This is a genomic window from Novosphingobium sp. CF614 (assembly GCF_900113255.1).
Lineage (GTDB): Bacteria > Pseudomonadota > Alphaproteobacteria > Sphingomonadales > Sphingomonadaceae > Novosphingobium.
Genome location: NZ_FOOR01000001.1, coordinates 382,528 through 404,252, shown reverse-complemented (window position 1 = coordinate 404,252; position 21,725 = coordinate 382,528). Strand labels below are relative to the sequence as shown.

20 protein-coding genes are annotated in these 21,725 nt (G+C 64.4%); 13 read left to right on the top strand and 7 right to left on the bottom strand.

All coding sequences use genetic code 11. From position 1 onward, the window contains the following. Positions 1–45 precede the first annotated feature (45 nt). The 3 genes from BM052_RS01905 to BM052_RS19790 are packed head-to-tail and all read right to left on the bottom strand — an operon-like array spanning position 46 to position 2,734. Positions 46–474 carry an SRPBCC family protein gene (locus tag BM052_RS01905; protein ID WP_091142542.1) on the bottom strand — a complete coding sequence of 143 codons (429 nt, stop codon included), beginning with the start codon at positions 472–474 and terminating at the stop codon, positions 46–48. Continuing rightward, on the bottom strand, positions 462–1,814 hold the full coding sequence (locus BM052_RS01900; protein ID WP_177198276.1) for a CaiB/BaiF CoA transferase family protein: 1,353 nt from the start codon (positions 1,812–1,814) through the stop codon (positions 462–464). Before BM052_RS01900 ends, BM052_RS01905 begins: the two co-directional genes overlap by 13 nt. Continuing rightward, the gene (locus BM052_RS19790) at positions 1,811–2,734 is read right to left on the bottom strand and encodes a nuclear transport factor 2 family protein (protein ID WP_177198275.1); all 924 of its coding nucleotides are present in this window, start codon (positions 2,732–2,734) and stop codon (positions 1,811–1,813) included. Before BM052_RS19790 ends, BM052_RS01900 begins: the two co-directional genes overlap by 4 nt. A 411-nt stretch (positions 2,735–3,145) precedes the next feature. On the opposite strand from BM052_RS19790, the gene BM052_RS01895 reads away from it, so the two are divergent. Both BM052_RS01895 and BM052_RS01890 read left to right on the top strand, forming a co-directional pair. Then, on the top strand, positions 3,146–4,372 hold the full coding sequence (locus BM052_RS01895; RefSeq protein ID WP_091142538.1) for a cytochrome P450: 1,227 nt from the start codon (positions 3,146–3,148) through the stop codon (positions 4,370–4,372). 146 nt (positions 4,373–4,518) lie between these two features. Further along, complete coding sequence (locus tag BM052_RS01890; protein ID WP_091142536.1) at positions 4,519–5,769, top strand: MFS transporter; 1,251 nt, start codon at positions 4,519–4,521, stop codon at positions 5,767–5,769. Between the two features lie 18 nt (positions 5,770–5,787). Here the strand turns inward: BM052_RS01890 and BM052_RS01885 are convergent, their stop codons facing one another. Continuing rightward, positions 5,788–6,657, bottom strand: a complete 870-nt coding sequence (locus BM052_RS01885) for a TauD/TfdA dioxygenase family protein (RefSeq protein WP_177198274.1) — start codon at positions 6,655–6,657, stop codon at positions 5,788–5,790. Between the two features lie 298 nt (positions 6,658–6,955). Here BM052_RS01885 and BM052_RS01880 point away from each other — a divergent pair, with 298 nt between their 5' ends. From BM052_RS01880 to BM052_RS01835, 11 genes are all read left to right on the top strand, one after another. Continuing rightward, complete coding sequence (locus tag BM052_RS01880; RefSeq protein ID WP_255405915.1) at positions 6,956–7,642, top strand: TetR/AcrR family transcriptional regulator; 687 nt, start codon at positions 6,956–6,958, stop codon at positions 7,640–7,642. 210 nt (positions 7,643–7,852) lie between these two features. After that, entirely contained in the window at positions 7,853–9,154 is a 1,302-nt protein-coding gene (locus BM052_RS01875; RefSeq protein ID WP_177198272.1) for an amidohydrolase family protein, read from the top strand. A gap of 66 nt (positions 9,155–9,220) precedes the next feature. Then, on the top strand, positions 9,221–10,102 hold the full coding sequence (locus BM052_RS01870; RefSeq protein WP_177198271.1) for a TauD/TfdA dioxygenase family protein: 882 nt from the start codon (positions 9,221–9,223) through the stop codon (positions 10,100–10,102). 4 nt (positions 10,103–10,106) lie between these two features. Further along, on the top strand, positions 10,107–10,559 hold the full coding sequence (locus BM052_RS19325; RefSeq protein WP_143084722.1) for a cupin domain-containing protein: 453 nt from the start codon (positions 10,107–10,109) through the stop codon (positions 10,557–10,559). Between the two features lie 31 nt (positions 10,560–10,590). Then, the gene (locus BM052_RS01865; protein ID WP_143084721.1) at positions 10,591–11,532 is read left to right on the top strand and encodes a nuclear transport factor 2 family protein; all 942 of its coding nucleotides are present in this window, start codon (positions 10,591–10,593) and stop codon (positions 11,530–11,532) included. Positions 11,533–11,669: 137 nt separating this feature from the next. Further along, entirely contained in the window at positions 11,670–12,512 is an 843-nt protein-coding gene (locus tag BM052_RS01860) for an SDR family NAD(P)-dependent oxidoreductase (protein ID WP_143084720.1), read from the top strand. A gap of 21 nt (positions 12,513–12,533) precedes the next feature. Then, the gene (locus BM052_RS01855; RefSeq protein WP_091142520.1) at positions 12,534–13,274 is read left to right on the top strand and encodes an SDR family NAD(P)-dependent oxidoreductase; all 741 of its coding nucleotides are present in this window, start codon (positions 12,534–12,536) and stop codon (positions 13,272–13,274) included. 196 nt (positions 13,275–13,470) lie between these two features. Next, positions 13,471–14,070: a TetR family transcriptional regulator gene (locus BM052_RS01850; protein WP_091142519.1), complete on the top strand. Its 600-nt coding sequence runs from the start codon at positions 13,471–13,473 to the stop codon at positions 14,068–14,070. Between the two features lie 150 nt (positions 14,071–14,220). Beyond that, complete coding sequence (locus BM052_RS01845; protein WP_091142516.1) at positions 14,221–14,550, top strand: Rieske 2Fe-2S domain-containing protein; 330 nt, start codon at positions 14,221–14,223, stop codon at positions 14,548–14,550. A gap of 80 nt (positions 14,551–14,630) precedes the next feature. Continuing rightward, entirely contained in the window at positions 14,631–15,428 is a 798-nt protein-coding gene (locus tag BM052_RS01840; RefSeq protein ID WP_177198270.1) for an SDR family NAD(P)-dependent oxidoreductase, read from the top strand. A 30-nt stretch (positions 15,429–15,458) separates the two neighbouring features. Further along, entirely contained in the window at positions 15,459–16,355 is an 897-nt protein-coding gene (locus BM052_RS01835) for an amidohydrolase family protein (protein ID WP_091142512.1), read from the top strand. Between the two features lie 81 nt (positions 16,356–16,436). On the opposite strand, the gene BM052_RS01830 is transcribed toward BM052_RS01835, so the two are convergent. The 3 genes from BM052_RS01830 to katG all read right to left on the bottom strand — a co-directional run bounded on the left by BM052_RS01830 (position 16,437) and on the right by katG (position 21,556). Next, positions 16,437–17,762, bottom strand: coding sequence for a GGDEF domain-containing response regulator (locus tag BM052_RS01830; RefSeq protein ID WP_091142510.1), 1,326 nt, complete (start codon positions 17,760–17,762; stop codon positions 16,437–16,439). Between the two features lie 156 nt (positions 17,763–17,918). Next, positions 17,919–19,217 carry an acetyl-CoA hydrolase/transferase family protein gene (locus tag BM052_RS01825; RefSeq protein WP_091142507.1) on the bottom strand — a complete coding sequence of 433 codons (1,299 nt, stop codon included), beginning with the start codon at positions 19,215–19,217 and terminating at the stop codon, positions 17,919–17,921. 149 nt (positions 19,218–19,366) lie between these two features. Continuing rightward, entirely contained in the window at positions 19,367–21,556 is a 2,190-nt protein-coding gene (gene katG, locus BM052_RS01820; RefSeq protein WP_091142505.1) for a catalase/peroxidase HPI, read from the bottom strand. Between the last annotated feature and the right edge of the window lie 169 nt (positions 21,557–21,725).

Genomic DNA, 21,725 nt, shown 5'->3' with positions numbered 1-21,725 from the left:
TCGCTCCGAGCGAAGGGGCCAGCAATTTCAGCCTTCCCAATAATTTTAGCCCTCCATGTCGGCCTTCAGCGTATCGAGCGCGTGCTGGTATTCGACCGAAGCGCCCTTGAAGATGAAATCCTCGGTTTCCAGATCCCAGGTCACGGTCGATTGCGACGGGCCCGTCTCCGTGACTTTGAGCGTGCCGTTGAGCACCTTGGCGATCTTGCCGGGGCCGGCCAGCGCCTCGAAACTCACATCGTGCGGAAGGTCGTAGCTGTAGGTGTGGCGCGTGTCGTCATGCTCGATCAGCCGCTGCACCAGGTTGAAGTCCCAGGCGTCCTTGGTGACGGTGCGAATGTTGCCGTCCATCCGGCAGTTGTGCGGCTCGGTGCCCGGAATCCAGCTGATGTCGGCGAAATTGCCGATGCGGGCCCAGATCTCGCTGGCGGGCCTGCTGATGGTCGTTTCCGCGCGGGTCTTCATGATGGCCATCGCTCTCTCCTTCGGTTGCTGTCAGGGGTGGCTTGAATAGGTCCGGCCAGATCCGCTGCCGGTGAAGATGTCCGGCATGGCGATCCGGCCGGGCCATCGATGTGGATGATCCCCTCGGCGGCGAGTCGATCCAGGTCGGCGGGGTCGAGCTTGATCGCGCCAAGCACTTCCGCCGTGTCCTGGCCGAGCGTCGGGGCCGGAGCGGGAGCCGCGATGGCCGGATCGCTACGCACGGGGCTTTTCATGGTGACGGTGCCCTGATCGGCTTCGATCCATTCGATCCGGGCCAGCATCTGCGGATCGTCCGCCACTGCCGCGCCTTCGTTGACCGGAACGACCGGCACGTCGGCGCGGGCGAAGATTTCCATCCAATCGGCCATGTCCCTGGTGGCGATCGCCGCGATCAGTGCCGCGTCGATCTCCGGCGATCCGCGCACGACATGGCCGCTCCCCTCCGCATGCACGGCCAGGTCGGGGCGGCCGGTGGCCTCGGCCAGGCGCAGGAAGAACTTGCGTTCCAGCGCCATGACCATCAGCACTTTGCCGTCGCGGGTGCGATAGGCCTGCATGGTGGAGCCGCGCGCGCGTTCACCCGCTGCCGCGGGCGAAGCAGGTGGAGGGGCTACCGTCCCGGCCGCGGCCGCGCGCTGTTCGGCGACGGCTTCTTCCATGGCATAGTTGGCGAAAGCCGCGGCATCCGACTGGGCGATGTCGAGGAACGCCGGTTGCCCGGTGCGGCGGCACCATGATAGCGCGGCAAGCGTCGCGGATGCGCCGAGCAGCGGCGCCACCAAGGCTCCGAAATAGACGTGCCGCGAGGGTACGCAAGGCTGGCCGTCCGCATCCTGTTCGATACCGGCGAGGCCGGCCACGGCGTCGAAGCCGACGCCGTGGCCCGGCAGGTCGCGGTATGGACCCGTCTGGCCGTAGCCCGACAGCGAGACCGTGACCAGGTTGGGCTTGAGTTCAGTCAGCAGCTCGCGGGTCAGGCCCATCTTGGCGAGGGTTCCCGGGCGCAGGCCTTCGATGACGACGTCCATCGTGGGGATCAGCCGTCGCAGCAGGTCAAGCCCGGCGGAACTGTGCGTATCGAGCGCGAGGCTGCGCTTGCCTCGGTTCCAGCGGCGATGAAGGCCCGAATCCGTGTATCCCGGCCGGGTTCCGATCAGACGGGTGGCATCGCCGCGTTCGGGCGGCTCGATCTTGATGACTTCGGCGCCGAGGTCGGCGAGATGCATGCCGAGCTGGGTAGGAGAGAGGCTGGCGATCTCCAGCACCCGCACGTCGTCGAGGAAGCGCACGCCGCCGCTGTCGGCCGCCGGGGATTTGGGGTCTGTCACCCGGCGAAGGCCTCCACGCCGATCGGCGTGGAGGTGGACGCGGGGCCCCTGCACGCGACGGGGTCGGTGCCCGCTCCAGTGCGTACCCAGTACTTGCGATCGGCATCGATCGAAGTGAGATCGGCGGTGCAGAACTCGCACCGGCGGCCCGACGCGCGCTCCTCGACGATCCAGTGCAGCTCGGCGAAGAGATACCAGGTGTCGACGGCGCGGTTCACCACTTGCAGGTCGATCACGCGAAAGCGTTCGAACAGGCTGGTGTAGTAATCGCGGATGGCCTGCGTCCCGCCCACGTTCAGGAGGCTGGATTCGTCGGTAAGGTAGCTGCGGATGGCGACGGCGGCATCGTCCCGGTGGGCCGCCACGATCCTGTCGACATCGCCCGCGCGCAAGGCGGTGAGGTGGGCTTCGTGCTCGTGAAGCGCGGTCAGCCGGCGCTCCGGAACGCGTCCGTCGTCGGCCGGGGCGGTGCCGTCTGGCAGGCGGCCGACGGTTGCGATCTGCAGTTCGCCCAGGATGCCGTCACGTCCGATCGGAAACAGGACCACGGTCTGGCCCTTATGCTGCGATCCGTTCGCCACGACCCTGATGTTCGAGGCGCCGGACCACATCGTGTACCAGCCGGAGCGGATTTCCAGCAGCGGTTCCCAGCCGCGGATTTCCAGTTCCTGGCGAAGGTTTTCGTACTGGCCGCGCACTTCATCGACGGTGGTGCCGGCAAGGAAGCGATAGGCGCCGCCATCGGCGGCGGATTCGCGCGCCAGCGTCCAGGCGATCGGCCCGTCGGTGGCCAGCGTGGCGGCGATCTGGACGGGGTCCTGCGTATATTCCGCGAAGATGTGCTTCCAGCTCAGCTCGGCGGCCCGCTCGGCGAGGCGGGCATGGGTAACAGCCTCTTCGTTCAGCGATTGCTCTTCCATCCCGCTCACCTCTCCTGTTCGGCCGACGCCTGACGCCCGTCCCTGCGCCCCGTGATCGTGCGCTTGCCGGGTATCCTAGCCTGCCTGGTTTTCGATGCAATAGTAGAAACTATGTAACGTGCCGGGCGGACAGTTCCGGGGACGGCGCGGGCGGCAGGAATCGGCTCGAAATGGCGAGTCCCGGGGAATGCGCAATTCCATAGCAGTTACAATATAAGTTGATGGCGACGGCGATCCAAACTACGATGGACAATCAGGATCGCAGTCGTGATGCTCGTCGCAAGGTAGCGGCATGATCCTGAATTTGCCGGTCGCGAATAGCGGCTCCGTCGAACGCGCATACCCTCGCTTCCCCAAGGCGACGATGCGGAGTCCGGCAGGAAACGCGATGGTCGAGGGAGTGGAACGAAAATGAACGCAGAAGTCAGGATATCGAACGGAGCTGGCCAGATCGGCCGGGACGATCGCAAAACCGCGGAATTCATCACCAGCAAGCTCAAGCCGTTCAAGGTCACCAGGATCGCGCGCGATTTCGCCTTCGCGCGCGAGATCCTGCGCACGGTGGGCATCAACCAGGGCCGTCCCGGGGTGGCAGCACCCAACGTGGACAATCCCGATCACGAATCGTTCTTCTTTCTCGACGGCGAACGGCATCGCAAGCGCCGGGCTTCGGTAGCGGCCTATTTCACGCCCAAGGCGGTGGTCACGCGCTATCGTCCGCTGATGGACCGCACCATGGACGAACTGATCGCCGATCTGCAGGCCAAGGGTTCGCGCGTGCTTGACGAGATGAGCCTGCAGCTTGCCTCCAACGTTGCGATGGAAATCGTCGGCCTGACCAACAGCGATAACCGGAAGCTGACCCAGGTCATCCGTGACCTGATGAATTCGAACTTCTTCCTGCGCATGCCGCCGTTCGCCCGGTTGCTGCTCAAGCCGCTGCTCATGCGCCTTTACGAGAAGCGGCGGGCGAAATTGACGATGGATCTCTATTACAATCATATCGTCCCCGCCGCCGAGGCGCGTCGCAAGGAGCCGAAGGACGACGTCATGTCGCACATGGTCAAGGAGAACTACTCCATGAAGGCCATGATTATCGAATGCCAGACTTATGCCGGCGCGGGCGTTTCGACGACGCGCGAGTTCATCGTCCTGGCCGCCTGGCAGCTGTTCGACCACCCCGATCTCATGAAGCGTTTCCTGGAGGGCGACGAGGCGGACCAGTTCGCGATCCTGGAGGAAATCCTGCGGCTCGATCCAGTGGCGAATTTCGTCTACCGGCAATCGACCATCGACCTTCCGTCGTCGGTAAGCGGCACGCCGGTAACCGAAGGCGAAGTGTTCGCCATCAACTTGCGGGAGGTGAATACCGACCCCAGCGTGGTCGGCGAATGTCCCTACCAGCTCGATCCCGATCGCCCCAAGCGCATGAAGGCCGCCGGTTCCTGGATGAGCTTCGGCGACGGGCCGCATCGCTGCCCGGGCTCGCAAGTGGCGCTTCACGAATCGCGCGTGTTCCTCGACCGGCTGATGCGGGTCCCGGGCATCCGGATGGTGCGGAAGCCGGACATGGTGCTCAGCGTGCAGACCCAGGGCTACGAACTGCGCGGCGCCATCGTCGCCTGCGACAAGGTGTAGCGAGGCCGTGGTCTTCCGCTCGGAATGATTCCAGCCGCGCGGTGGCCGCTTGCGCCGCGCGGCGAAATCGGCTCTCATTGACATTGGGGCCATCGCGAAAGCGTAATCGCCGTCACGCTTCCCAGTGAAATAGAACAGAAGGCGGCATGTCGATGAACAGCCAGGGCAAGAGTTCGGCGGCCGGCGAACTGCGCGCGCATTGGCCCATTGTCCTGACTGCCAGCATGGGCATGGCCCTGGCTGCGGCGATGATTATCATGCAGGGCGTGATGATTGTTCCGATCGAACGCGAGTTCGGCTGGAGCCGCGCGCGCATTTCCTCGGGATCGCTGATCGTTTCCGTTCTGGGACTGCTGCTGTCCACCGCCGCCGGCTATGCGATAGACCGTATCGGCGCGCGCCGTATCGGCATTGCCGTCGCCGTCACGATGAGCAGCGTTCTGATGCTGCTGGGAACCACCACCGACAACATCTGGCACTGGTGGTTCCTGTGGACGCTTTACGCGCTGGCCGCGACCGCGACGGGGACCGTCTGGCTGACGCCCGTGTCCGGCCGTTTCGACAAGAGCCGCGGGCTGGCGATCGCGATTACCCTGGCCGGGACGGGAATCAGCGGCACGATGCTGCCGATCATTGCGAACTACGTGCTGGAACACCATGGCTGGCGCGCTGCCTATTTCGTGGTCGGCGCGATCTTCGCCGCGATCACCGTGCCGCTGACACTGTTCGCCTGGCACGGCGCGGAGGAGCGCCCGCATGAAAAAGCGTCGGCCGGCGGCGGCCCCGTGGACCTGCCTGGCATGACGGTACGCGAAGGGTTTTGCTCCCCGAATTTCTACATCATCGTCGGCAGCATGATGATTAGTTCGGTGGCCTGGGTGGCGATGGCCGCGAACACCATTCCGATCCTGATATCGTTCAACCTGTCCGCCGCGCAGGCCGCCGCCATCGCCGGAACGCAAGGCCTGTCCGGCATCGCGGGGCGCTTCATGGGCGGATGGGCGCTCGACAGGATGCGCGCGAAGTGGCTGGTCTGCGGCGCGACCCTGTGCACGCTGGCGGTGCCGGTGATCTACATCACGCAGCCGGGGAACATCCCGCTGATCTTTGCCGTGGTCATGTTCGGCAGCGTGATGAGCGGAGTCAAATACTCCGGGATCGTCTACCTCGTCAGTCGCCATTTCGGGCCGAAGAGTTTCGGCACACTGTTCGGCACCGTCAGCATCGCACCGGCGATTTCCGCCGGAGTCGGCCCGGTGCTCGCGAGCTATGTCTACGACGTGACCAAGTCCTATTCGCTGGCGATCTGGGCGACGCTGCCCTCGGTGGCGATCGCCGCGCTGCTCATCGCCCTGCTTAGCCGCTATCCCGATTTCGAACCGGCCGCTACCGGGTAGGGAGCGGCCGGGATCGGTTCACACCGCGCCGGCGTTGGCGAACTGCGGCAGCCTCGTCTTGAGCGAATCCGGCATCGGCGCGAAAGTCTTGCGCAAGGTGCGGGACGGCCCTTCAACCTGCACGTTCGGGCGGGCATGCTGGAGTGCCAGATTGTCCCAGATCACCAGATCGTTCTTGCGCCAGGCGTGTTCGAACACGTTCTGGGGATCGTAGAGATGCTGGAACAATGCCTCCAGCAATTCGTCGCTTTCCGCCTTGGGCATGTCCGCGATGGCGCTGGTCATCTGCTGGCAGACGTAGAGCAGCGTCTGGCCCGTCCTCGGATGGCGACGGGCGACCGGCAGGCGCGTGCAATCGTCATCGTCGAACTTCGCGGTCAGCACATCGGTATCGCCGCCGGACCGTTCGTAGCTGATGTCGTGGACATGCTCGGCGATGCGACCCTCGACCCGCGCGCGCAGATCCGCCGGCAGCGTCTTCCAGGCCTGCGCGGCGCTGACGAACAGCGTCGGCGGCGCCGGCTGCCCCACGTCGAGGCCGTAGAGCGAAAGCAGTTCGCAGGCGTCTTCGCACCACATCATGTCGCTGTGCCACAGCAGCCGGCCGAACGGTGCGATGGCGCCTTTTTCCTTGTTGGAAATGAGCGATTCGCGCTTGGGATTGTTCGTCGGGTCCTGTGCCGGCGGCTCCTTGCCGATGAGGGCGTAGGAAAGATAGTACTGGAACGCCCGGTCGATGTGGAAATCGCGGAAGACCAGCAGGCTCTTCTCGTCGAACAATTCCCTGAGCCGCCGCAGCGTTTCGTCGTCGAGCGGGATGCTGGGAGCGAGTCCCGTGATCTCGGCGCCAAATGTCGGGGTCAGTTCGCGGACTACCAACTCTGCCATGGCCTGTTCCTCCACCGTTATGATTCTGTCAGTTGCGTTCTCGCCGCTGGCGCCTTCGCACCCACGGCCCGGCATGAATCGCCATTGCGATCACTATGTTTGGCATAGTACTCGCTATGGTTTATCTGTCAAGCATAAGCGTGCGATGGCGCGATGGACGGAAGCTGCCGGCAAACTCTGTGCTTGTGCGATGCGCGGTTCGGTCCTTAGGGTAGCCCGATTTACGAATGGGCCCGATTTACGAATGGGAATGCGCGGACTTTCTATGGCAATGGAACAAAGGGGCGCTGCCTTGAACATGATTAAACCGCCGGTGCGGCGGCGGAACAGCGCCGAGGATACCCGGCGCAAGGTTCTTGATGTCGTTCTTCAGACCGTGATCGAGATCGGATACTACAAGGCCAGCTCGAACGAGATCGCCCGCCGCGCGGGCGTGACCTGGGGAACTATCCAGCACCTGTTCGGCTCGCGCGACCAGCTGATGCTGGATGTCGTCAACTACGTTGCCGGCAAGATGGAGGCGTCGGTCGGCGCCGCCAGGGTCGATGGCGGGACGCTGGAAGAGCGGCTTGAGAATATCCTCGACGTTCTCGCCGAAACCTATGAGGGGGATGTCTACCTCGTCCAGATGCAGATACTGCTCGAACTTTCCGCGAACCCGCGCATGTCGGCGCTTGCCGAGCGCGTGATCGACCGCGAGAACGGCGGCACGTTCGATCGGCTTGCCCAGCCCCTGGTCGCCAAGGCGATCGGCGATGTCGCCGCGGATCCGGATCTGGTCTATTACGTGTTCCTGGCTCTCCGGGGGTTCCTGATCTCTAGCGCGTTTACGCGGCGCATCGCGAAGCTCCCCGAAGGCGCGTTGAACAAACCGATGGGCAGGACGGGCGTCCACGCGGCTGCGGTTCAGCGCCGGTTGCTGATCCAGGGCGTGGCCGCAACGATTCGCGCAGAAGCGCAAAAACGTGGAATGAAAGTCACCTGAGGTCCGGTTATCAAGCGTGGTATCGGCCAGGGCATCAAGCGCCGTGACGGTGCGCGAGCCCATCCGTATTGCTTGACACACGATGCATAGCGATTACTATAAACTGGAATGCGGACATTGCCCGGGACTCGGAGCCGGGGCTGGAGCATCGCGCGATTAGCTTCGGTTGCGGGAGGCGGAGATCGCGCGAAACGCGATAGAGGAGAGGTTATGGGAACGGAAAGTTCAGGGTCGAGTCGTTATCTTCTGATCTCGTCGGACGGTCATGCCGGCGCGAGCATCCGCGACTACAAACCCTATCTGGCCAAGGAATTCCATGAGGAGTTCGAAGTCTGGGCCAAGGAATTCCACGATCCCTGGGCCGATTTCGACAAGGAACTGGCCGATACCGACGATGAAGGACTGCGCATCGGCGTGTCCTCGGCATCCTCTCCCTATAACTGGGAAAGCGAGCAGCGGATCGAGATCCTCGAAGGGCAGGGCATCGTCGCGGAGGTCATCTTCCCCAACACCGTGCCGCCCTTCTACACCTCGGGCGCGGTGACCGCGCCGGCGCCGACCAGCGCGGAGGACTACCGCCGCCAATGGGCTGGCGTGCAGGCGCACAACCGCTGGATGGTGGATTTCTGCGCCAAGGCGCCGGGTCGCCGCGCCGGCCTCGTCCAGGTGTTCCTCAACAATCTCGATGATGCCATCGCCGAAGTGCGCTGGGCCAAGAAGCAGGGCCTGGCGGGTGTGCTGATCCCTTCGGACCATGCGCTGCACCTCCACAGTCTCTACGAGCGCCGGCTCGATCCGTTCTGGGCGGTCTGCGAGGAATTGGAGATGCCGGTCCACCGCCACTCGATCGCGGTGGGCCCGCCCGAGACCGAGGAAACCGGCCCGGCCGCGATCGCCGTTGGCGCCTATGAGACGTATTCGTTCTTCTATCGCACGCTCTCGCACCTGATGTTCGGCAGCGTTTTCCAGCGCTTCCCGAAACTCCAGTTCGTCATGACCGAGGTGGGTTGCACCTGGATCCCGCAGGAGCTGCAGCGTCTCGACTGGTCGGTGCGGCTGGGCCGGACCAAGGGCGAGATCGCCTATCCGCTCTATCACCGCGCGGTCGAGACGATGGACAAGCTGCCGTCGGAATACTGGCATGCCAACATGCATATCGCGCCTTCGCTGCTCGTCCGGAAGGATCTGGACGTTCGCCACGAACTGGGCGTCGATCGGATCATGTGGGGCGCCGACTATCCCCATCACGAGGGTAGCTTCCCCTACAACCAGCTCGCCTTGCGCCTGCTCTTCCACGATCTGCCCGAAGAAGAAGTGCGGCGGATGACCTCGCTCAATGCGGCGAAGCTCTACGGCTTCGATCTCGAAAAGCTGCAGAAGATCGCCGACCGGGTAGGCCCCACGGTGGAGGAAGTGGCGACTGCGGTGACGCCGGACGAGCTGCCGAAGGTCAGCTTCTCCCACACCGTCGGCGAAGCGATCGTCCGCAACCGGGCTATGGTGCCCGCCTGACCAGGGCGAGCGCCCAGAGATCAAACGATGCCTCTGCCAATGACGCAGGGGGAGGAGAGCATAGTTATGCAACAGCTTGAAATCCGTGAGCTGAGCCCGACCGTTGGCGCGGAAATCATCGGCTTCGACCCGAATGCCGAAATCGACCAGGACACCTGGGATCTGCTCAGCAAGACGTTCGACGAACGCGGCATGCTGGCATTTCGCAATATCGACCTGTCGGTAGCGCGGCAGCACGAGATCGTCGAAATCCTCCACGCCGGCGGTGATACGTCGGCGCCCGAGGGCATCGATGCGGAACGCTTCTCCTATGTTTCCAACAAGGAGGAGAAAGGCGGCGCGCCTTATGGCCGCCTGCTTTTCCATGCCGACATGATGTGGTCGGACATCGCGTTCCAGACGCCTTCGCTTTATGCGGTGGAAGCGCAGCAGCCGGCGACGCCGACGATTTTCGTCAATACCGTCCATGCATGGAAGACGCTTCCCGAAGATATGAAGGAGCGCCTGAAAGGGCTCAGCGCCCGGCACGAGAGCGGTCAGCAGGGGCGGGGCGACACCGAATACGAGGGCGAACTGATCCAGCCGCAGTGGGGAAAGCTGCGCGATACGGTGAAGCCTATCGCCACGCCCCACCCGCGCACGGGTGAGACCATGCTCTACATCTGCGAGCAGCAGACGCGCGAGATCGTCGGCCTGCCCAAGGCCGAGAGCGACGCGCTGCTCGATCAGTTGTTCCAGCACATGTACCGGCCCGAGAACATCATGGCTCACCAGTGGCGCACGGGCGACCTGGTGATTTGGGACAACATGTTCGCGCAGCACGGACGGCCCTACGTCGAGGGTGGCGGGCCGGCGCGCACGCTGCGCAAGATCCACGCCCCGAACAAGGTGCTCGACGCCTTCCTCAAGCAAATCGCCGATCTTCCGACTTACGAACGGGCGATGTGAAGCGATGAGGCTTCTGGTTCTCGGCGTCGATGCCGAAGGTCGTTCGTGCGTTTCGGAGCAGCGGGACAGTCTTGATTTCAGCGTCATTCCCGGTGTCCCGGGAACGACGATCGCGCGCCTGTTCGGCACGAGCGAAAGCCCGCCGCAGGCCTCTGCTCCGGGTGAAGGCAAGAAGATCGCCGACAGCCTCGCGCCGGGCCATGTCAGCTGGTATGTGATCCATCACGAGCCCTACGGGCCCGGAGAGAAGGAGACCGCAGCCACGGAGCTGCACTATCGCAATGCGATCGACCTGATTTTCCTCTTGGAAGGCGGTGGGGACATGATGCTGGGCGATGGCGCGCATCCGGTCCAGGCCGGAGACTGCGTCGTCATGGCGGGCACGTCGCACGGCCTGCGCCCCGGTCCGCAAGGGTGCCGGCTCATGGCATTCGCGATCGGCGCGACACCAGCCTGACGTTTGCGCGTCGGGAGCAAGGGACGGGTTCATGCCACTGATAGCGATCGGCGACGAACTGCTGGAGCAGGTGGCGGAGGCATCGTTCAACGCCAGCGAACAGACGCGGATTCACATCGAGGGCGAGATCGCCGGCCTGATTCCCGAGCTGATGGAAACACTCAGCCCGGAAGGGCCATATGCCTACACCATCCTGCCGGAGGTTCGGCCCGACGGGAGCGTAAGGCTCCCGGTCCTGACCACGCGCGAGCAGATTCGCGATGCCTATCAGATGATCCGCGGCATGTCGGAACTGCTGAGCGTCTCGGCGCTGACCGAGGTGCGGGGCGAATGGTACACCTTCCAGGACAGCATCTCGCGCACCCGGCTTCGCCACAATGGCCGGTATGGCGCTTCGCAGACGCTGGCGCTGTTTCCGACCGGACAGGATTCGGGCATTACCGGCGAACTGGTCTGGGCGCGTAAACCGCGTGAAATGCTGGGCGCGCGCGACGGGGTGCTGCCCCCGCCGGTCGATGCGGACCCGTTGCGGGCACTCGTTTCCGGCCCGCCGGGCACGGCCGAGCGGGAGCAGGTGTTTCAGCTGCATGTCCGCTACGTCGAAGCCTTGTGCGGCAACGACGCCGAAGCGATCGCCGAAACGCTCAACCCCGGCGTCGCATCGGCGGTCCGCGACTATGTGAACCCGACCGGCACGCTCGCCATGCTGGAGGGTATCGAGGCGCACAGGGCCTACTATCGCGCTTTCTTCGAGACCTTCGAAGTCCTGTCGGTCCAGCCGCTCGACCGCATCGCCGAGGACTGGTACGTCTTCGCCGAAATGCGCGTGACCGCGCGGTGGCGCGTCGGAGCGGACGTGGGCCGGGTCTGTACGTTCAATACGGCCGAATTCCATGTTCCCGCCAATGACGGCCGTTTCATCGCGCGTATCGGTCATGGGACCGATCCCTGCACGGGCCCGGGAACGGCATGAATCGAGAATCACCCTCGGCGAGGGTATGACCCAATTCGGTGCGGCCCCCGCCGTGCCAACAGTTCAGGAGGAAGGATGCCAATGCTGGAAAATCAACTCGATCCGATACGGTGCGACGCTTTCAAGGGCCCTTCGCTGTGAGCGGCCGGATGGAGGGCCGCCAGGCGGTCGTCGTCGGCGCCGGGCAGCCGGAGAGCGATCTCCTGGGCAACGGCCGCGCCATTGCGACTTTCCTCGCGCGCGAAGGCGCCGAAGTGTGCTGCGTCGATCGCGACATGGCACGCGCGGAGGCTACCGCCGAGATCATCCGCCAGGCGGGCGGCACCGCGCATGTCATCACCGCCGATGTCGGCAACGCCGATGACTGCGTTCGCCTCATCGAGGAATCGGCCGCCGCCATGGGCGGTATCGACACCCTGGTGAACAACGTCGCGATCAACCATGTCGATGCCGATCCTCTCTCGCTGGATATCGACGGCTGGCAGCTAATGATGGACATCAACTTGCGCTCGCAGTGGCTCACCTCGCGCACCGTGGTGCCGTTCATGCGCAAGAGCGGCGGCGGCGCGATCACCAATATCTCGACCATCGGCTCAAAGACGCTCGGCGGCCGCATGTTCGCTTATGCGATCTCGAAGGCCGGGGTGAACGCGCTCACCCATTTCTTCGCGGGAACTTTCGCCGGGGACAACATCCGCTGCAACACGGTCCTGCCGGCCTGGGTGCTGACGCCGCACTCGATTGAAGGCCTGACCCGCCACGGCTGGGTGCCGAGCCGGGAGGAACTCGAGCGCACGGGCAGCAACAACGTGCCAATGCATCGGATGGGCAGCGCCGAGGACGTGGCCAACGCGGTCCTGTTCCTTTCGTCGAACGAATCCAACTTCATCACCGGCCTCGAAGTGCCTGTCGATGGCGGCGCGTTGCAGATGATCGGTCGCTATACGCGGCCCCAGCCTGTCGCCGAAACAGCGGCGTGACGGCCTGACGGAGAAGATCGCATGGGATTTCTGGAAGGCAAGGTGGCGGTCGTTACAGGCGCCGGTTCGGGCATGGGCAAGGCCACGGCAACGGTGCTGGCGCGCGAAGGCGCGCTGGTCGTGGCCTGCGACATCAGCGGCGCGCAGGAACAGACCGTCGCCGAACTGGGTGGGCAGGCCGTCGCGGCGGGCTGCGACATCTCTGACGAAGCGCAAGTCAGCGCGGTGATCGACCTTGCGGTCGAGAAGTTCGGCCGGCTCGACGCCATGCTCAACGTTGCGGGGATCGGCGCGGGCGGCCCGATTGAAACCCTGGAGGCCGGCGACCTCCAGCGCATGCTCGACGTCAACCTGAAGGGCATGTTCTTCGGTGCCAAGCACGCGGTTCGCGCGATGAAGGAAACCGGCGGTGGGGCGATCGTCAACTGGTCCTCGCTGGCCGGTCTGATCCCCAGCCCCAACAGCGGCGCCTATGCCATTTCCAAGGCCGGGGTGGTGATGATGACGCGGCAATTCGCGGTCGAGGCGGGCAAGTACAAGATCCGTTCGAACGCGATCTGTCCCGGCGTGATTCTGACCGAAGGCATGGGCATCGCCGCGGCCAAGGCCCACCCGGAACGTGCCACGGGCAACCCGCTCGGCCGGGCGGGACTGCCTGAGGAGGCCGGCGAACTGGCGGCTTTCCTGGTGTCCGACCGGGCCGCCTACATCAATGGCGTGCTGATTCCGCTCGATGGCGGGTGGAGTTGCATGCTCGCCTGACGGGCTGCCCCGGGAGGATTCGGCGTGACGAGCAGTGTCGACGTCGGGATTGCCGGTTGACTTGTCTGGGCCAAGGTTGAAGGAAACCAATGTGGGGAAGAATGGGTGGCAGGACCTGCAGCCCTCCTTGCATGCATTTCACCTGGTCCAGACCCCGGGGGCAAGTTTGGCGGCTACTAAATCCTTGGGAGAGAGTTTGTCGAGACGGAGCGCACACAAGCTCAGGACGACAAAGATACTGCGCAACGCCGCCTTCGAGCTGTTCCTGGCAAACGGCTACGACATGACGACCACGGATCAGATCGCGGCGAAAGCCGGCGTCTCGACCCGCACGTTCTTTCGCTATTTCGATTCCAAGGACGAGGTCCTGTTCCGTGGTCAGCGGTCCTGGTCGGAAACCGTTTCCGACCTGGTCAAGCGGCAGCAGGCCGATCTTACGCCGATGGACGCGATGTGCGAGACGCTTGTCAAGCTGGCGACCGGCGTCAGTCGCGACGCGCTTGTCCGCTACGAGCGGATCGTCAAGTCATCCGTGACCCTGCGCGGCCTGTCCGACATGCATCATGCCGAGAACGCCCGCCGCGTTGCCGAAGCGCTGGCCGCCCGGCAAGGACTAGCCGAGCCCGACGATGAATGCACGCTCATGGCATTGGTGGGCCTGATGCTCTACCGGCAGGCGGTCGAGGAGCTTCGCGACGGCACCAGGAATTCCCCGATCGCGGACCTCATACGGGAGAAATTCGCGCTTCTCGAGGCAATCTACGGCAAGATCGTGGCCGGCCACGCAGCCGGATAACCGCCTTGCGGCCGACAGAGGTTGGCAATGCAACCTGTCAAAATCTCCTGAACTTTGCCTGTGCGCGGAGATTGACGAAACTGTCAGTTCGGTGGCAGTTTGCCGCCAGCGGTGGTTTGGCAGTCGTCGACCCGGGGATGAGGTATATTAATGGCATTCGTGAAGGTATGCGGTGTCGACGAGTTGGGGCCGCGTGGCTTCAATGCATTCTATCTGATGGATGTCGGTGTCGAGGTTCTGGTGCTGCGTGATCGGCTCGGGGAGCTGCGCGCATTCGATGGGGTCTGTCCGCACGAGGATTACCCGCTGGTCGAAGGGCAGTTCGACGGCGCGACCATCACTTGCGCGGCGCATGGGTGGATCATCGATGCTTCGACCGGCAAGGGTATCAGTCCGCCGACCTGCCGGATCCCCGCATATCCGATCAAGATCGAAGGTGACGAGATCCACGTCGACTTCGATCAGGAGCTCAACAACTAGGCCGTTTCCATCCAGAACGGGCGGCAGGAAAACGCGGAAAGCAGCCCCAGGGGTGGTGCCCGCATCGCATGGGAGAGAATATGAGCAAGGCAGGCAAACTCGCAGGCAAGATCGCCGTCGTCACCGGTGCCGGATCGAGCGGTCCGGGCGTGGGCACGGGCAAGGCCATGGCGATCACTTTCGCGCGCGAAGGCGCGAAGGTGGTGCTGGTCGACCTGTTCGAGGATCGCGCACGCGACACGCTGGAGATGATCGAGAGCGAAGGCGGCGAAGCCGCCATCGTCCAGGCCGATCTTTCCGATATCCCGTCGATCGAGAAAGTCATGGCCGATTGCGTCGCCGCATTTGGCGGGGTGGATATCCTGGTCAACAACGCGGCGCTGACCAGCCCCTATGGCCTGCTCGAAACGACGACCGAGCAGCTTGAGAAATGCATCGCCGTCAACCTCACGGCGCCCTTCCTGCTGTGCAAGGCGGCAATCCCCAGCATGATCGAGCGCGGCGGCGGATCGATCATCAACATCACCTCGATCGCCTCGCTGCGCGGCCAGGGCGGCAAGGGGTGCCCGGCCTATGCGAGCGCCAAGGCGGGGATGAACGGCTTGATGATCGACATCGCCGATTCCTTCGGCCGCCAGGGTATCCGCATCAACTGCGTCGCCCCTGGCATAATCGATACCCCCATGCGCGATGCCACCATCGCCAAAGGCGGCCATACCAAGGAGTCGCTCAACCTGGGCAAGAAGACGTGCCTGGGTATCGAGGGTGACGCCTGGGATATCGCCCGCGCGGCATTGTTCCTTGCCGGGCCCGACGGGCGCTACATTACCGGCGTGCACCTGCCGGTCGACGGCGGGGTCATCTCCACGTCGCACTGATCGCGCCTGCCGAAGGGGAGTTGGGCGAACATGGATATCGTCGATGTTCAACTCCACCTCGGCCCCGGGCCCGTCGAGCCGACGCTGGAGGCGATGGATTCGCTGGGCATCCGCTCGGTCCTGATCGAGGAATTCTGGATCGACGAACCGGGCAGGGGGCCGCAGGGCGGAATCAAGCCCGGCTTTTCGCTGCCCAACGGCGCGTGGCGCGCGGTCTATCCCGTCGCCCTGCGCGCCAGCATCCTGTACCCTGATCGCTTCGGCTACGTCGTGCGGATCGATCGGCGCGATCCCGACCTGGAAGGCGTCATGCGCCTGATCGCGGCCGAGCCCGGCGCGCGGGGATTCCGGATGCTGGCGACCTGGTCGATGGAAGAAGCGCAGGTGCTGGCCAGCGGCGGCTATGACGAGGTTTTCGGCATCGCGCAGGATATTGGGCTGCCGATCTGCCTGTTCGTTCCTGGCCACGTCGAACATCTTCCGCAATACCTGCGCAAGTTTCCCCGCCTGCAGTTCGTGCTCGATCATATCGGGATGGGCATGCCCAATCACCCGCCGGGACGGGCGGAGGCCGAGCAGGCCCGCTCGATGGACGTCACCTATTTCGATGAAGTGCTGCGGCTCGCCGAATTTCCGAACCTGGCGGTAAAGATCAGCCATGCGCCGATGCTGCTGCGGGCCGGGGCCTTTCCGTTCGAGGCAGTGCGGCCGCACCTGCGCCGCGCAATCGATGCTTTCGGCGCCGACCGGTTGATGTGGGCCAGCGACAAGACCGTGATGCGCCGGTACACTTGGGCGGAATTGCTCAACTATCTGCTGTTCGATCCGGAATTTTCCCCGGATGAGAAGGCGTGGATTCTCGGCCGCACCGCGCGGCGCCTGTTTCGCTGGCCGGAAGTATCGCCGCAAAATGCGAAAAACAAATAACAGATAGAGCGGGATCCGCCCCCCAGACGCGGCGGCATTCCAACGGACAGTCGATATTATGGGGTATCGATCGGCTTCGGATCAGGTGGTGCGATAGAACACCGCGTCGGCGCAGACGCGGTTCCGGCCCTGGTCCTTCGCCATGTAGAGCATCTGGTCGGCCGCATTGAGATTGTTGTCCAGCGATTCGTCGAACTGCATGACCGCGACCCCGACGGAGGCCGTCACTTTCAGCAGCGTCTTGTCGTGCATCACGGCGGCATCAGCGATCGCTTCGCGCACGTCCTCGCACACGTCGATGGCTTCATCGTTGGTCATCCCGCCCAGCAGCATGACGAATTCTTCCCCGCCCAGGCGGCCGGCCAGGCATTCCGTTTCCGGCAGTTCGTTCTGCGTGACTTTCGCCACCGCCCGGATCACCGCGTCCCCGGCGTCATGGCCATATGTGTCGTTCACTTTCTTGAAGTGGTCGATATCGAGAATGGCGAGCGACGCGGTGCGTCCCTTGGCGCGCAACGCGGCGATCTGGGCATGGGCCCGTTCGAAGAAGGCGCGGCGATTGTAGAGGCCGGTCAGGAAATCGCGTTCCGCCAGGTACTGGAGGCGCTTGATCTGGTTCAGCGTTTCGATGTTGCCGCCGATGCGGCACCGCACTTCTTCCGCGACGAACGGACTGTAGACGAAATCGGATGCTCCCGCCTTGAGCAGGGCGGCGGACAGGAAGGGGTCGGAACTGGCCGAAATGCCGATGATGCGAATTTGCTCGGGCGGGTATTTCGCACGGATTTCCTGAGTCAGCTGCTGCCCGTTCATGTCCGCCATGTGGTAATCGGTGATGACGAGGCGGATATCCCCGGCCGTTTCCAGGATCTGGAGCGCTTCGCGGCCGCTGGATGCTTCGTGGATCCGGTAGTTCTGCCGGTCGAGAATCTCGGCGAGGGACTTGCGGGCGCTGGCGGTGTCGTCGACGATCAGGATCGACGAGACATCGCCGTCCGTCACGCGCTGGATCGTGCGGATGATCTGGTCGACCGTGTCGGTCGCGTCCTTGATGAAGTAGTCGATCACGTTCGTCGCGCCGGCGCGTTCGCGGACCTTGCGATTCAGCATCGCGGTGAAGAGGATGGTCGGTACGTCCGCTTCCTGCAACAGGTCGACGATCTCGCCGTCGGGTGCATCGGGCAGGTTCATGCCGGTCAGCGCGAGCGTAGGCAGCGTCGTGTCCAGGGCCTGCTTCGCCTCGGCATAAGTCTTGTACCAGTCCACGCGAACACGCGTCTCGGCTTCGATCCGGGACTTGAGCATCAGCGCCATCGCGGCCGAATCCTCGATGAGCATGATGCTGCATGAAGCCGATCCAGTTTCGCCAGGAGACGCGTTACGGAAAAGCTGACGAAATCGGGACATGTCGGCCCTTTTTTTAGGCTTCCCGAAAGAAGCGGAAACAGTCGCTGGAAGGCCCTAGCACCCCGTGCTTAGGTTTCCGTGAAGATGGACTTTATGGAATTTCCGCTAGTGCCGGAAACGAACCTTTGCGCTTTCGCCGGCGCGATGCGCGCTTCCCTACAGTTGCCGCGCCAGTTCGTCCCGGAATCGGGGGTGGGCCAGGCCGATCATCGCCTCGGCGCGTTCCTTCAGTGTCTTGCCGCGCAAGTTGGCGGCGCCGAATTCGGTGACGATCCAGTGCACGTCGTTGCGCGGCGTCGTCACCGGGCCCTCGAGACAGGGAACGATGCGGCTGACCGTGCCGTGTTTCGCGGTCGAGCGGCAGGCGATGATCGATATCCCGCCTTTCGAGGCATTGGCGCCGCGCACGAAATCGAGCTGGCCGCCGGAACCCGAATACTGGTGTCCCAGCATGTGCTCCGAATTGCACGCGCCCGACAGGTCGATCTGCAGCGTCGCGTTGACCGAGACGACATTGTCGTTCTTGGCGATGTGGCGCGGGTCGTTCACTTCGTCGACCGGGAGCGAATAGACCGCCAGGTTATCGTCCAGCCATGCGTAGAACGGTGCGTCGCCCATCGCGAAGGTGAACACGCTGCGGCCCGGGAAGGTCGCCTTGCGCCGGTTGGTCACGGCGCCGCACTGCATCAGTGCGGCCATGGCGGGCGTGAGCAGCTCGGTATGGATGCCCAGGTCCTTGCGATCGGCCAGGCGGCGGCAGACTTCGGCGGGCAGGTTGCCGATGCCCATCTGCAGGCATGCCCCGTCGTCGATCATGGCGGCGATGGTTTCGGCGATCCGTTCGTCCTCGGGCGCGCATTCGTGCTCGCCGACCGCGATCAGCGGCGAAGTGTTCTCCACGATCGCGTCGATTTCGGAGATGTGCAGCGGAGATTCGCCGAAGACGCGCGGCATCAGCGGGTTGACCTCCACGATCAACTTCCCGGCGGCACGCGCGGCGACGGAGGTATAATCGTTGGCGGTGCCGAAAGTGAAATAGCCGTGCTTGCCCATGGGCGAGACCATGGTCACGCAAGCATCCAGCGCCACGTCTTCGCGCAGCAATCGGGGCGAGGCGCTGAAGGCGGTGGGCACGAAATCGATGAGCTTGTCGCAGGCCGCCGGGTCCGCCTTCATCAGCGCCCGCTCCACACCGCTCAGGAACATGCAGCGCGGCCGCACCCGGTCCAGCAGATCGCGGCGCAGCAGGGCCTTTGCCGCGTGGTCCATCGAATGGAAGTACCACAGGCGCAAATTCGCCAGTTCCCCCGCCTCTACCCTGCGCCCGAGCGCGGCGAGCAGGGCGGGCGGCTCGGCCACCGCCATGCCCATCGCGATATCGCTGCCGGAGGAAACCAGCCGTGCCGCCGCATCGGCGGTCATCAGCTTCGATGCATAGAGCTGCGTTACGTCCATCGCGGCCAAGGCTCGCACCGCCGCGCCGCGAGATCAATGCGTGTTGTTCCCAAGTGAAACGAAACCCCCCGCCTCCGGGTCAGTTGCCGGAGGCGGGGGCAGGGCCCGCCGCGCCGTGAGGGAGGGCGCGCGGCGGGGAACCGGGTCTTTCAGGCCAGGTCGAAGCGGTCGGCGTCCATGACCTTGGTCCAGGCCGCGACGAAGGCTTCGACGAAGGCGCCTGCGGCATCGTCGGTGGCATAGGCTTCTGCCAGCGCGCGCAGCTGCGAGTTCGAACCGAAGATCAGGTCCACGCGGGTGCCGCGCAGTTTCGTCTCGCCGGTTGTCCGGTCCTTCGCCAGGTAGACGTCGCCTTCGCCTTGCTCCCACTTCATCGTCGTGCTCGCGTTGAGCAGGTTGACGAAGAAGTCGTTGGAAAGCACGCCGACGCGATCGGTGAAGACGCCCAGGTCGGAGCCGCCGTGATTGGCGCCGAGCACGCGCAGGCCGCCGACCAGCACGGTCAGTTCGGGGGCGGTCAGGCCCAGCAGCTGCGCCCGGTCGATCATCAGATCCTCGGGAGAGCGTCCTTGCGGCCCGCGCGCATAGTTGCGGAAGGCATCGACCTTGGGTTCCAGCACGGCAAAGGAAGCCGCGTCGGTCTGTTCGTCGGTCGCGTCGGTGCGGCCGGGAGCGAAGGGCACGGTCACCGCGTGCCCGCCGTCCTTCGCGGCCTTCTCGACCGCCGCCGTGCCGCCCAATACGATAAGGTCGGCAAGGCTGACTTTCTTCCCGCCGCGCTGCGCTGCGTTGAACGTGCTTTGGATGTCTTCCAGCACCGAGAGCGCCTTGGCCAGCTCCTGGGGTTCATTGACGGCCCAGTCCTTCTGCGGCGCAAGGCGGATGCGCGCGCCATTGGCGCCGCCGCGCATGTCCGAGCCGCGAAAGGTCGAGGCCGAGGCCCAGGCGGTGGCGACGAGGCGCGGGACCGACAGGCCGGAGGCCAGGATCTCGGCCTTGAGCGCCGCCACGTCCGCCACGTCGATCAGCGGGTGATCGACCGCCGGCACCGGGTCCTGCCAGATGCGCAGGCTTTCCGGCACTTCCTTGCCAAGGTAGCGGATGTGCGGGCCCATGTCGCGGTGAGTCAGCTTGAACCAGGCCTCGGCGAAGGCGGCGGCGAACTCGTCCGGGTTCTCCAGGAAATGGCGCGAGATCTTCTCGTAGGCCGGGTCGAAGCGCAGCGAGAGGTCGGTCGTCAGCATCGTCGGGCGGTGCTTGCGCGCCGGATCGTAGGCGTCGGGGATGATCTCCGCCGCATCCCTGGCGACCCACTGGTGGGCGCCCGCCGGGCTCTTGGTCAGTTCCCATTCGAAGCCGAACAGGTTCTCGAAGAAGTCGTTGCTCCACCGGGTCGGCGTCGTGGTCCAGGTCACTTCGAGGCCGCTGGTGATGGCGTCGGCGCCCTTGCCCGAAGCGTGGCTGCTGAGCCAGCCCTGGCCTTGCGCCTCGATCGGCGCGGCTTCGGGTTCGGGGCCCACCAGCGCGACATCGCCGGCGCCGTGCGTCTTGCCGAACGTGTGCCCCCCGGCGATCAGCGCGACCGTCTCGTAGTCGTTCATCGCCATGCGCGCAAAAGTCTCGCGGATGTCGCGCGCCGCCGCCACCGGATCGGGATTGCCATTGGGGCCTTCCGGATTGACGTAGATCAGGCCCATCTGCACCGCCGCCAACGGATCCTCCAGATCACGGTCCCCGCTGTAGCGCTCGTCGGCCAGCCAGGTGCCTTCCGGCCCCCAGTAGATATCGTCCTGCGGTTCCCAAACGTCGACGCGGCCGCCGCCGAAGCCGGCGGTCTTCAGGCCCATCGATTCGAGCGCGCAATTGCCCGCCAGGATCATCAGGTCGGCCCAGGAGATCGCGCGGCCGTACTTCTGCTTGACCGGCCACAGCAGCAGCCGGGCCTTGTCCAGATTGCCATTGTCCGGCCAGGAGTTGAGCGGAGCGAAGCGCTGCGCGCCGTCACCCGCGCCGCCGCGCCCGTCGCTGATGCGATAAGTGCCGGCGCTGTGCCAGGCCATGCGGATGAACAGCGGGCCGTAATGGCCGAAGTCCGCCGGCCACCAGTCCTGTGAATCGGTCATCAAGGCGAAGATGTCCGCCTTCACCGCATCGAGATCGAGCGCCTTGAAGGCCTCGGCATAGTCGAAGCGCCCGCCGGTCGGATCGACGGTCGGCGAATTGAGCTTGAGAACCGAGAGATCGAGCCGGTTGGGCCACCACATCTGGTTCGCCAGGCTGCGCGTGATCGCGCCCCGGCTGGCTCCGTGACCCATCGGGCACTTGGTTTCGGCATTCATGATTGCTCTCCTCGCGCAAGTTTCAATTCGATTCTTCCGGCCTCGCGCCGATCGATGAGGCGAAAGTAGTCGATCGGACGTAATCGGTAAAAGTGGATAAACTTGTTAACATGATCGGCATGGACGATCACACTTGCGACGTTTGCCGTCGCCGGCGCGGCGCGGCGCT